Raw genomic sequence first — 12,565 nt, 5'->3', positions numbered from 1 at the left:
GAGTGAAAGTTTTGATTCTGGTACGGAAATTCTCCGTATTAATTTATATTAAATAGGTGTTACATGACGAAGTTAATTCGCGCTTTTTTAGCAATGATTATGCTCACTTTGCTGTCAGCATGCGGCGGTGGCGGCGGATCCGCTGGAAATACGAGTGGTGTTGCGCTGTTTACGAATGCAGCGGAGAAAATAACCATATTGCCAGGCGCTGCGCAGACTTATACCATCGGCGGCGGAATTCCTAATTATTCGGCGACTTCGAGTACGAGTGCAGCGACTGTTAATGCGAATGGAAAGACGCTGACGATTACGGGGAGCGGAGCAGGAAAGTCTACAGTAACTGTAACGGATTCAGCGGGCGCGAAGGTTTTGATCGAGGTCACAGTTGGCACGGGATTTGATTTTTTTGTGAATGCGCCAGACAAAATTACACTTTCGACCGGTGCAGTGTCTGCAACTTTCGATTTTGGCGGCGGCAGTGGTGTTTATACCGTTACCAGCAGCGATCCAGGGATTGCAAAAGTAACGACTAATGGTAAGCAGTTCTTTGTTGTCGGCGTGTCTGCGGGAAATGCGACAATCAGCGCTGCTGATAATGCAGGCGGAAAGAAATCAATTGAGGTTACGGTTGGTTCGGGGGTTGGTTTATTTATTAATGCGCCAGCATCCTTGACAGTTGCGATTGGTGCAAGTACTCAGAGTTTTACTATTGGCGGTGGAACGCAAGTCTACACAGCTTCATCTAGTGACTCACAAGTTGCTACTGTTAAACAAACGGGAAATACGTTTGTGGTTTCTGGGGTATCTGCAGGGACGAGTACAGTGACAATTACCGATTCGGCCGGTGCAAATAAGTCGGTAAATGTGACGGTTGGTTCAACACAGCCCTTATATACGACCGCGCCAGAAAGCCTGACCGTTGGCGTTGGTGCCTCATCGCAAAGCTTTAAAATCGGCGGTGGTGCGCAGGCTTACACAGTCATTTCAAGCAATCAGCAAATCGCAACGGTTAAGCAAACGGGAAGCGACTTTGTGATCACAGGTGTTGCGCCTGGGGTAACAACGATTGTAATCACGGATGTGGTCGGAGCAAGCAAACGAATCGCACTGACTGTTGGATCCAATCAAGCTCTATTTACTACTGCCCCAGAAAGTTTGGATGTCGGGATTGGGTCGACTTCGTCAACCTTTGAGATTGGTGGTGGTGAACCAACGTATGTTGTGAACTCAAGCAATAGCTCGATTGCATCGGTTTCAAGCAGTACAAATAAATTTACTATTACTGGTGTGTCCTCCGGTAAAACGGTTATTACTATCAGTGATCAGTTCGGCCAAAAAATCTCACTGACTGTAAATGTTAGTTCTGGTTCAGATTTGTTCACCACGGCACCTGAGTCATTGACTGTTGGAGTAGGTGCGAACACCCAGAGTTTTACTATTGGCGGTGGCACGCAGGTCTACACAGTTTCTTCCAGCAATTTAGCGATTGTAAATGTTATTAAATCGGGAAATACATTCGTAATTTCTGGGGTATCCCCAGGGACAAGCACAGTCACAATCACCGATTCGTCGGGTGCCAAAAAAGTTGTGTCAGTAACGGTAGGTTCGAGTCAGCCATTGTTTACAACTGCACCAGAAAGCTTGACCATCGCCGTTGGTGTTCCGACCCAGAGTTTTAGGGCTGGCGGTGGCGCACAAGCCTACACGGTGATTTCGAGTAATCAGCAAATTGCAACGGTCAGTCAAACCGGAAGTGAATTTGTGATCACGGGCGTTGCTCCAGGATCAACAACAATAGTGATTACTGACGTGGTTGGCGCCGTTAAACGAATTACATTGACGGTTGGCTCAAATCAAGCTTTGTTTGTGACTGCTCCAGCAACGTTGGACGTAGGGATCGGATCAACCTCGCCTACATTCGACATTGGCGGTGGAGAACCATCCTATGTTGTGACAACAAGCAACAGTCTGGTTGCGTCTGTTTCGAATAGCTTGAACAAATTTTCAGTGACCGGTGTGTCTTCGGGTAAGGCAATTATTACGATCACTGATAAGTTCGGCCAAAAAGTTTCTTTGAATGTAAATGTAAGTTCAGGTTCTGATTTGTACATCACCGCGCCGGCCACTGTTAGCGTAGGATTAGGTTTAACCTCCAGTACTTATACAATTGGTGGTGGAAGCAAGATCTACACTGTTTCTTCTGGTGATAATAGTATTGTGTCGGTCGTCCAGAATGGAAACCAATTTGTGTTGAAGGGCGAGAGATTGGGAACTGTTAAAGTCACAGTATCTGATTCTCTTGGTGTAGTTAGAAATATCGACGTTAGCGTTGTTAACGGATTGCAGTTATACACCACCGCACCAAGTGCATTGACTGTAGGTGTCGGTGTAAATTCTGCAACCTATTTAATTGGCGGCGGGGCAGCACCTTATTCTGTCGCCAGTAGCAATTCTGCTGTTGTGACCGTTTCGCATATTGGGGCGCAGTTCTTCTTAACTGGCGGGATCTCTGGCAAGGCAACTGTTTTGATCACAGATGGTGTCGGTGGCAGTAAGAGCATTGATGTTACCGTGAGTACAGGGTCTGATTTATTTACAAATGCAGGGTCAGACATCAACGTTGGCGTCGGCGTCACAACCTCTCCTTTTGTTATAGGCGGTGGTAGTTTGGTATATTCAGTTTCGTCTGCTAATGCACAGGTTGCGACGATCAGTATTCAATCCAATACGTTCACAGTTACAGGTGTGGCAGTAGGAAAAACTTCTCTTTTTGTAACTGATTCTTTGGGTGCAACTAAGAAAATTGATGTCACAGTAGGTTCACCTTTAGATCTGTTTGTCACTTCACCTTTAGATCTAACTATAGGGGTGGGTATTACATCGCCACAATATAATATCGGTGGTGGAACTTCTCCTTATGCTGTTGCAAGCAGCAATACACAGGTGTTTTCAGTAACTCTGACTGGATCGTCATTTAAGATCACTGGTATTTCTGCTGGAAAAGGCAATTTAATTGTGACTGACGCAAAAGGAGCTACAAAATCGATCAGCGTCACGGTGGGTTCTGGTATTGATCTCTATACCACTGCGCCTACAAGTGTAATTGTTGCAGTCAATGCGAGTTCGCAAGTCTATAAAATTGGTGGTGGCAGTGAAGTTTATTCTGTTTCAAGTAGTGACGATAAGATCGTAGTTGTAGGGCAGAATACCAGTAAAGAATTTGTTATTACTGGTAAGAGTGGTGGTAAAGCGGTTGTCTCTGTAAAAGACTCTACAGGCAAAGAGGTTAAAATTGATGTTATCGTCGGAACCGTCGATGCCATGTTTTCAACTGCGGCTGCCGATATCAATCTCGAGGTAGGCGGCGCGAATACCTTTAAGGTAGGCGGCGGAACTGGTGTCTATACGGTTGGCAGTAGTAGTACCACTGTAGCTCAAGCGACAATTTCAGGTAACGACATCGTTATTTTAGGTGTTGGAACAGGCAAAGCGACAATCGTTATACGTGACACTACAACAGGTAGCGTCACGATTAACGTGACAGTCGGTACTGCGAATCCGATACCACTTTTCACTACGGCAGCGTCAGATATTATTGTCGCACCTGGTGCAAGTCCAACCTTCGTCATTGGAGGAGGTAGAGCACCCTATGCAGTAACTAGCAGCAATCCTAGCGTTGCGACCGCAAGTGTGAATGGTACTACGCTAACTTTGGTTGGTGTTGCAGCTGGAAATTCGAAAATTAATTTGACCGATAGTTTGGGTGCACCAGTAGTAATAAATGTGACCGTCAACAATGGTAATGTTCTTGACTTGTTCACTACTGCGCCTACCCAAATTACAATCGGAAAAGGTGTTTCGGCCACTTACATAATTTCTGGAGGAACCGCTCCGTATACCGTAACAAGTAGCAATACGGCGATGCTCACGACGAGTTTGAGCGGCAATTCGTTTAGTGTGTTGGGTATTTCTCCGGGTGATTTGCAGATATCAATTCAAGATGCTGTAGGCAAGGTCATAACTCGTTCGATTACTGTCACTCCTGTAATATCGAAAGTCCTTGATGTGTTGCCAGGCAATGCTACTGGCGCTGTGGGTGACGTATTGACCTTCAGATTGGTTGGAGGAACGCCAAACTTTACTGTCACCAATAACAATCCGAGCATTGCGACAGTCTCGCCGACCAGTTTAGGTGCTGATGGGGTGTTTACTGCGACACTGTTGAATGTCGGCGCGACCGATGTGACCATTCTAGATTCTCAAGGGATCTCTAAGAAAATTACGATTACGGCTACCGCAGCAAATTCCTTATTGCGTATTTCTCCAAGCGTCATTTTGGTGGCTGAGGAATCGACTGGTGCAGTCGACTTAGCGATATATGGCGGCAGACCACCATATCGTGTATTTACCAGCGATTTGGCTTTGTCATCTGTTTCTATCGTCGGTACATCAACATTACGAGTTGGCCTTGGATCCACTGGAAACCGTTGCTTTATCCCAATTGATTCGTCTGGCACCTATAAGCCACTGGGTATCGGTACGATCACATTGACTGTCTTGGATACTTTAGGTGCTTCCGCGACCGCACAATTTAACCTCCAAGATAACGGCATGGGTAACGCCTTGGGTGTACCACCAGGTACTGGTGGTTGTACGCCGCAGTAATGAACATTAATAGATTGTTGAGTAAAATTAGTGGCAAGTAATGTATTTTTAGTAGGCTTGATGGGCTCTGGCAAAACGACAGTTGGCAGAGCTCTTGCAAGAAAACTCAATAAGCGATTTGTTGATTCTGATCACGAAATAGAGGCGCGAACTGGCGTCGCTATTTCAGTGATTTTCGAAATTGAGGGAGAAGCGAGTTTTCGTCAGCGTGAAGCTGATGTGATTCGCGACCTCTGCAACCAACAAGACATAGTCCTCGCTACTGGCGGTGGCGCTGTGCTCAATCCTCAAAGCCGACATTTGCTTCATGAACATGGTACGGTGGTCTATCTGAAAGCCAGTATTAGCAATATCTTGCATCGTACCCGGCATGACAAAAAACGCCCCCTATTACGTACAGCTGATCCACGCAAAAAATTGGAAGAGCTGGAAGCACAGCGCGATCCACTTTATCGCGAAATAGCGCATGTTGTTATTGAAACTGGTCAGCCACAGTTGCAGACATTAGTGCAAACTATTGTTGAGAAGTTGCCAGTTTTACCCTCATCTACAGGCAATACTGTCAGTCACATTACGCAGAAATTTCACGATGCAATTAAAACTGAAGTGATTATGGAACAGGACATACATCAAGCGCGAACCTTACAGGTCGATTTGGGAGAGCGCACTTACCCAATCACGATCGGTCAAGAATTACTGTCGAAACCGAATTTACTAGAAAGCCGTATTAAGGGGCAACGCGTCGTGATCGTGACGAACACGGTGGTTGCGCCTTTATATCTCGAATCATTGACGCGGCAACTTGTTAGACTAAATAAGCAGGTAGACGTGATCGTTTTGCCTGATGGCGAAGAGCATAAAAATTGGGAAAGCCTTATGCAAGTGTTTGATGCCTTGCTTGCCAAGAAATGTGATCGTAAAACGACTCTGCTTGCCTTAGGTGGTGGCGTTATTGGGGATATGACCGGTTTTGCAGCATCAGCTTATATGCGCGGAATTTCTTTCGTGCAGATTCCTACAACCCTCTTAGCACAAGTGGATTCTTCCGTCGGTGGTAAGACAGGAATTAATCACCCACTCGGTAAGAATATGATAGGCGCGTTTTATCAACCGCAAGCGGTGATTGCAGATATCAGTACTTTGAATACTTTACCTGATCGTGAATTATCTGCAGGGTTAGCGGAAGTCATTAAGCATGGTGCTATTATTGATTCAGGTTTTTTTACTTGGATAGAAAATAATATTGAAAAATTGCGTGCCAAAGATATGGATGCTTTGTCCTACGCTGTTTTGCGCTCCTGCGAAATCAAAGCCAATGTAGTTAGGCAAGATGAACGCGAAGGTGGATTACGCGCGATTTTGAATTTTGGGCATACGTTTGGTCATGCAATTGAGTCTGGTTTGGGTTATGGAGTTTGGCTACATGGAGAGGCGGTTGGATGTGGTATGGTCATGGCCGCTGATTTATCGTATCGGCTAGGTTATATTGATTTTGTGACTAGGACGCGAATTGTGCAATTGGTCGAAGCAGCAGGATTACCAACGACCGCACCCGACTTGGGTGAACAAACCTGGCTGGAGCTGATGGAAGTAGACAAGAAAAATGAAGGCGGTCAAATCAAATTCATTTTGTTGAAACCCTTAGGAAGCAGTGTGATTACCGAAGTCCCAAAAGACAAGCTGCTGGCGACATTACGAGCTTGTATCCAATAGCCTATTCAATCGACTCATTCGGAAGAATTTACCACTAGCTAAGGAATGAAAAACATGTTTTCCGATCATGAGCTTGCTCCTTATGCCGCACAATCCGCGCAATCTAAGGGGCGGCGATTTTCGGAACCAGCGCCTCCTTCACGCTCCGAGTTTCAACGAGATCGTGATCGGATCATTCACAGCACTGCATTTCGTCGTCTTGAATATAAGACGCAAGTCTTCGTTAATCATGAAGGAGACCTATTTCGCACCCGCTTAACTCACAGCATCGAAGTCGCTCAAATTGCCCGTTCTATTGCACGTAACTTACGCCTGAATGAAGACTTGGTTGAAGCGATTTCGCTCGCACATGATCTTGGTCACACGCCGTTTGGCCACGCTGGTCAGGATGCCTTAAATGCCTGTATGAAGGATTATGGGGGCTTTGAACATAACCTCCAAAGTCTGCGAGTGGTTGATGTGTTGGAGGAGCGCTATGCCAGCTTCGAGGGCTTGAATTTAACATTCGAGGCTCGTGAAGGCATATTTAAGCATTGTTCACTAAATAACGCTAGAGAATTAGGTGAGTTGGGACTGCGTTTTATAGACAAAACTCAACCAAGTTTAGAGGCACAATTAACCAACCTAGCGGACGAAATTGCCTATAACAATCATGACATTGACGATGGCTTGCGCTCCGGCTTACTGACCGAATCGCAGCTGATGGAAGTAGATTGCTATGCTCGTTTTAGGCGGGAAGTTGATTCAACTTATCCTGGAATTTCAGGGCGACGCGCCATTGCTGAAACGATACGACGTATGATCAATCTATTGATTTCAGATTTAATTAGTACTTCTGAACAAAGAATTGCGGAGTGTAAACCACAGTCGATCGCGGATGTTCGTAACATGCCCGCGATGATCGCTTTTTCCGACAATATGTATCAAGAAGCAAAAGCGCTCAAAGCATTTTTGTATGAACACCTATATCGGCATTATCTGGTCAACCGTATGAGTAACAAGGCTAAGAATACCGTACGTGAATTATTTACTTTGATGATGGCTGAGCCAAGTTTAGTACCCCCAGACTATAGGGTTGCAAAAAAGGATGATCAAGCACAGCTGCTACAAGCGCGTCGAATCGCCGATTACATCGCTGGCATGACCGACCGTTTTGCGATTCGTGAACATCGCCGTTTGTATTTGATAGAAGAAGTTTGACTATTTATCCAAATTGAAAAAGGAACTGTTATGCGTACTTCGTTCTCGAACCTGACTGTGTCTGCAGCTTCAGCCACAGTTTCACTGCAACGAACCTCAATGATCATGGCCTCGTTACTGTTGAGTTTCTCAGCCTGCGCCGCGGATCTGAGTCAATTGAGCAATAAAGATGCAAATAGCGGGCTCAAGGCTGCGCTGGAACAAGGTGCGAATGCTGCGCTCGGCAAACTCGGTGCGGCCGATGGTTTTTTAGGGAATGATAAAGTAAAAATTCCGCTGCCATCAATCCTAGAGAAGGCAAAGCCATTGTTGAAATTGAGTGGACAAAGTAAGCAACTCGACGAATTGGTGATTGCTATGAATCGCGCAGCAGAGTCTGCGGTGCCGATGGCAAAACCATTGTTGCTCGACGCAATTAAGAGTATGTCGGTGACCGATGCAAAAAATATTTTGACTGGTGGCGATACTTCGGTTACAGACTTCTTTCGACAAAAAACGTCGACTGCATTAGGTTCCAAATTTTCCCCAATAGTGAAAGGTGTTACCGATAAAGTTGGATTAGCAAATAAATACAACACAGTGATGGGCAAGGCGCAAAAAATGGGAGCAGTGCCAGAGAATGAGGCAACTGTTGAGTCCTATGTATCAGGTCGTGCAGTGGATGCTCTATACACCATGATTGCTGAAGAAGAGAAAAAAATACGCCAAGATCCAATAGGGACGGGCAGTAAAATTATTGGCAAAGTATTTGGATTATTGAAGTAAGTAAAGGCCTAGCAGAATCGATATAGGACAGCCAGCCTGCACACAAATTTGTGCAGGCTAAGCAATTAAAACTGAACCTTATATGGAGAATTCGTACGAATTGCTGATCGTGCTTTCGCGCACTAGATGCTTAGCGCAAATATGCCAACGGATGTGCGTAAGCTGGCCAAATTTCATCGAAAAAACTTTGCACCAAGGCAGCGTTCACTTCGGCAATGTTAGTAGGCGACCAGCGCGGCAAATTATCTTTATCGACCACTAAAGCACGTACCCCTTCCAATACCTCGCCATGCTTAAAGCAGTGGCGAACCATGGTACGCTCTAGACGCAAACATTCGGCGACCGTCATTTGCTGGCAACGACGTAATTGTTCTAGCGTAACTGCCATCATGAGTGGAGAGCGTTTAGCCATCGTTGCTAATGTCGTGTTCGCAAATGGTGAGCTGTCCGCGCGCAAGGAAGTATCAATCGCTGTAAGTTCATTTGCGCTGAAATGTTGATCAATCAACGTTTTGTGCGTCGCTAATTGGCAGCCTTCAATTGCAAATTGCGGGGCAAATTGTGCGGCAAATTCACGTATAGTCTGACGTATATCAGCAGCGCTCGAAGTCTCAATTAGTTGCATCAAATCGGGTATCGATGTGCTCGGAATATACACGTCTGCCAAGTTCGCGTAGATCGCATCTGCTGCTTGTATAATTTCTCCGGTCAAACCTAAATAGGCACCGATCTGTCCTGGCGTTTGATTTAAAAAATAACCACCGCCAACGTCGGGAAATAGACCTATATTCACTTCAGGCATCGCCATTTTGGTACGTTCGGTGACAATTCGCAGGCGACTCGATACACCTGATTGGGCAATCCCCATGCCACCACCCATCACGACGCCATGCATCAGAGCGATGTAAGGTTTTGGGTAGAAATGAATTAAGTGATTGAGTGCATATTCTTCGGTAAAAAAGTCTTCTAAGAGGGCACTGTCTTGCATGGGGGTTTGCGTGCCAACATCGTAGAAAAAACGGATATCGCCACCAGCGCAGAAGGCTTTTTCACTACTACTTTGTATAAATACGGCGCGCACATTTTGGTCGTCGCGCCAGGCTAGCAAGCTGGCGGTGATCGTGCGTACCATTTCCAGCGATAGGGAATTGAGTGCCTTCGGTCTGTCTAAAGTAATGATGCCGATGTGATTTTTGATTTCAGTTATGACGTGGGAGCTCATATGTTTTTCAGAGAAATTAGTTATAGAGAGATTTTAACTCAGTGCTCTGGATAGCAGAAGGCACAATAAAAAAGGACGCTAAAAAGCGTCCTCAGGTCATCACTTGCAGTGAATCGGAATTGTGAATCAGAAATTCAATAATTAATCTGTTTGTGTTGAAGCTGGGTCAGGAATATATTTAATTGCATCGTGTTGATGTTCTTGAATTTTGTCCTTATGTTTAATTACTTGGCGATCGAGTTTGTCGACCAAGGCATCAATGGCCGCATATAGATCATGCGCTAAGCTTTCAACATGGATATCTTTTCCACTGAGATGTAAATTAATGTCCGCTTTGTGGCGTTTTTCCTTTTCTCGGAGCTTATCAACCGTCAAAATAACGGCGATATCAATGACTTGATCGAAGTGTCGTCTTACCCGCTCTAGCTTGCTTTGTACATATTCACGAATTGCAGGAGTTACTTCGACGTGGTGTCCACTGATGGTGAGATTCATACTGCGCTCCTATGGTGATATTGCTTTTATTTGCTATCTAAACTTAAAAAATTTGTTAAAGCTACCGAGCAATCAATTTTCCTTAGCGATACTCACTGTACCTAAGGTGCAGCTGTGATTCGCACAGAAAACTTGATGTCCCTGCTATGCTTAATCAGCATTTTTCGAACTCGTTACTACAATCGCTCATTGGTAATAAATGGTTTTGAGCTAAATCATATATAACGTTAGAAAGCAATAATTCAAGAACTGTTTAAAAAGATTTTCGTAGACTGACTGGGGGAATTTTCAGAGCTTCGCGGTATTTGGCAACAGTGCGCCGTGCGATGACCATTCCTTGTTCTCCCAATATGTCGGCGATCTTGCTATCCGAGAGAGGTTTCTTCTGGTCTTCTTCTCCTATTAATTGTTTGATCAGCGCCCGTATCGCTGTGGAAGATGCTTCACCGCCAGTTTCCGTTGCGACGTGACTGCCGAAAAAATATTTCAACTCAAACATGCCGTGTGGCGTCAGCATAAACTTTTGAGTTGTCACACGCGAAATAGTGCTCTCGTGTAATCCTAGTGTATCAGCTATTTCGCGCAAAACAAGGGGTCTCATTGCCACCGCACCGTGCGTGAAAAAATTGTATTGTCTTTCCACTATGGCTTGTGCAACGCGCAATATCGTGTCGAATCGTTGCCGCATATTCTTGATCAGCCACCGAGCTTCCTGTAATTGCGGATTGAGACTTCCATCGCCACGTTGTTGCTTCATTAAGTTGGCATACATGTGATTTATGCGCAGACGCGGCATCACGTCTCGGTTGAGCATAACTTGCCAATCGTCTCCAATTTTTTTAACAACAACATCGGGCACCACATAATCCGATTTTGCTGCGGCAAATGCCAGGCCAGGCTTAGGATTGCATTGGCGAATCACAACTTGTGCTTCGCGCAAATCTTCATCGTCGCAATGTAAAAATTTCCGTAATTTCGTGAAATCTCGCTGTGCGAACAGCGCTAAGTATTCCTGAACAATTTGTAGCGCTAGCCGACGGGTTACAAATGGAATCTTCGGGAAGCGTTTGATTTGAATCGCTAAACATTCGGCCGTATTGCGTGCTCCCACACCTTCAGGCTCAAAACTTTGCAACATGTTCAAGGCAAATTGCAGTTCTTCCAATTCCACGCATAAATCGATAGGCAAGCCAGCATGGATATCTTCTAAAGATTCACACAAATACCCATTTTCGTCGATGGCATCGATCACCAGTTCAATCAGAGCGCGATCACGTGGCTCACGAATAGAGATGCGCATCTGCTCAAGTAAATGATCGCGTAAGGTGGTCTGCGCCGCTTCTAATTGCGGCCTGCCATCTTCCTCATCGTTATTCTTCGAGCCCGATGCAGGTGCTTCGTCGAAACTCCAGTCGTCAGCACTGTTCGGCACTTCTGCTTCCGCCGAAGCTTCAGCAGCATCAGCGCTGGCTGAGGTTTCTGTTGCTTCCGAAGATGTATTTTCTACGGCTTTGAATTCGGTTTCACTTTGATTCGTTGCATTGTTCAGTGTACCGTCCGCGAGCAGGCGGACCGCGTTGTCTAAGGCATCGTCCACCCGTTCCAGCATCGGGTTTTCTATCAGCAAGACTTCGAGCTCTTGATGCAATTCTAGGGTTGATAATTGTAATAAGCGTATGGACTGTTGCAACTGCGGGGTCAGCGCGAGATGTTGCGAAGTACGTAGCTGTAGGCTTTGCTTCATGGCGTCTTCGCGTTCTTTACATGCGGAAATGTTCGCCCAAGTAGACGCGTCTTACCGTCTCATTGGTGATGATTTCGTCTGGACGCCCGCTTGCTAAGACGGAGCCTTGATTGATGATGTAAGCGCGATCGCAAATACCTAAAGTTTCGCGCACATTGTGATCTGTAATCAGAACGCCGATGTCACGCTCCTTCAAAAAGCGGACAATGCGTTGAATTTCTATGACAGCAATCGGATCAACGCCCGCAAACGGTTCGTCTAACAATACAAAACGGGGGTTGGTAGCTAATGCTCGGGCGATTTCAACCCGACGTCGTTCGCCACCGGATAAAGCGCGCGCAGGGTTCTCACGCAAGCCATCGATTTGCAACTCTTCTAACAATGTATTGAGGCGTTTATCAATCTCAATTTTTGATAACGCTTGACCAGACTCATTACTTTGCAATTCGAGCACTGCTCTGACATTGTCTTCGACTGATAGCTTACGAAAAACCGACGCTTCTTGTGGCAAGTAAGATAGCCCCAAACGAGCACGTTCATGAATAGGGAAGTTAGAAATATCCACACCATCAACATCAATCTTGCCAGCGTCAGACGGCACTAGACCCACGATCATATAGAACGATGTGGTTTTGCCGGCGCCATTCGGGCCAAGCAAACCGACGACTTCGCCGCTTTTGACTTGCAACGAAACGTCGTGTACCACCTGGCGCATGCCATAGCGTTTTTGCAGTCCCTGAATTACTAATGTGCTGGTCATA

The 12,565-nt window shown here is 45.7% G+C and carries 8 protein-coding genes; 4 read left to right on the top strand and 4 right to left on the bottom strand.

Annotated elements, in window-relative coordinates; genetic code table 11:
• Positions 1–63 precede the first annotated feature (63 nt).
• The 4 genes from ACO0KW_RS19415 to ACO0KW_RS19400 are packed head-to-tail and all read left to right on the top strand — an operon-like array spanning position 64 to position 8,343.
• Complete coding sequence (locus ACO0KW_RS19415) at positions 64–4,665, top strand: beta strand repeat-containing protein (protein ID WP_423055022.1); 4,602 nt, start codon at positions 64–66, stop codon at positions 4,663–4,665.
• Positions 4,666–4,725: 60 nt separating this feature from the next.
• Complete coding sequence (gene aroKB, locus ACO0KW_RS19410) at positions 4,726–6,378, top strand: bifunctional shikimate kinase/3-dehydroquinate synthase AroKB (protein WP_423055160.1); 1,653 nt, start codon at positions 4,726–4,728, stop codon at positions 6,376–6,378.
• Positions 6,379–6,432: 54 nt separating this feature from the next.
• On the top strand, positions 6,433–7,578 hold the full coding sequence (locus ACO0KW_RS19405) for a deoxyguanosinetriphosphate triphosphohydrolase (RefSeq protein ID WP_423055021.1): 1,146 nt from the start codon (positions 6,433–6,435) through the stop codon (positions 7,576–7,578).
• Between the two features lie 30 nt (positions 7,579–7,608).
• Positions 7,609–8,343 carry a DUF4197 domain-containing protein gene (locus ACO0KW_RS19400; protein ID WP_423055020.1) on the top strand — a complete coding sequence of 245 codons (735 nt, stop codon included), beginning with the start codon at positions 7,609–7,611 and terminating at the stop codon, positions 8,341–8,343.
• 130 nt (positions 8,344–8,473) lie between these two features.
• Here ACO0KW_RS19400 and ACO0KW_RS19395 read toward each other — a convergent pair whose 3' ends face one another.
• The 4 genes from ACO0KW_RS19395 to lptB form a co-directional block, all read right to left on the bottom strand.
• Complete coding sequence (locus tag ACO0KW_RS19395; protein WP_423055019.1) at positions 8,474–9,565, bottom strand: enoyl-CoA hydratase/isomerase family protein; 1,092 nt, start codon at positions 9,563–9,565, stop codon at positions 8,474–8,476.
• A gap of 141 nt (positions 9,566–9,706) precedes the next feature.
• On the bottom strand, positions 9,707–10,060 hold the full coding sequence (hpf, locus tag ACO0KW_RS19390) for a ribosome hibernation-promoting factor, HPF/YfiA family (RefSeq protein ID WP_423055018.1): 354 nt from the start codon (positions 10,058–10,060) through the stop codon (positions 9,707–9,709).
• A 253-nt stretch (positions 10,061–10,313) separates the two neighbouring features.
• Positions 10,314–11,804, bottom strand: a complete 1,491-nt coding sequence (locus ACO0KW_RS19385; RefSeq protein ID WP_423055017.1) for an RNA polymerase factor sigma-54 — start codon at positions 11,802–11,804, stop codon at positions 10,314–10,316.
• Between the two features lie 16 nt (positions 11,805–11,820).
• The gene (gene lptB, locus ACO0KW_RS19380) at positions 11,821–12,564 is read right to left on the bottom strand and encodes an LPS export ABC transporter ATP-binding protein (RefSeq protein ID WP_423055016.1); all 744 of its coding nucleotides are present in this window, start codon (positions 12,562–12,564) and stop codon (positions 11,821–11,823) included.
• Position 12,565: the final 1 nt, after the last annotated feature.

It is taken from the genome of Undibacterium sp. Ji22W (assembly GCF_049340305.1).
In the GTDB taxonomy this organism is placed as follows: Bacteria; Pseudomonadota; Gammaproteobacteria; order Burkholderiales; family Burkholderiaceae_D; genus Undibacterium.
The sequence above is the reverse complement of the archived record's forward strand: the minus strand, read 5'-3'. Positions and strand labels throughout refer to the sequence as shown.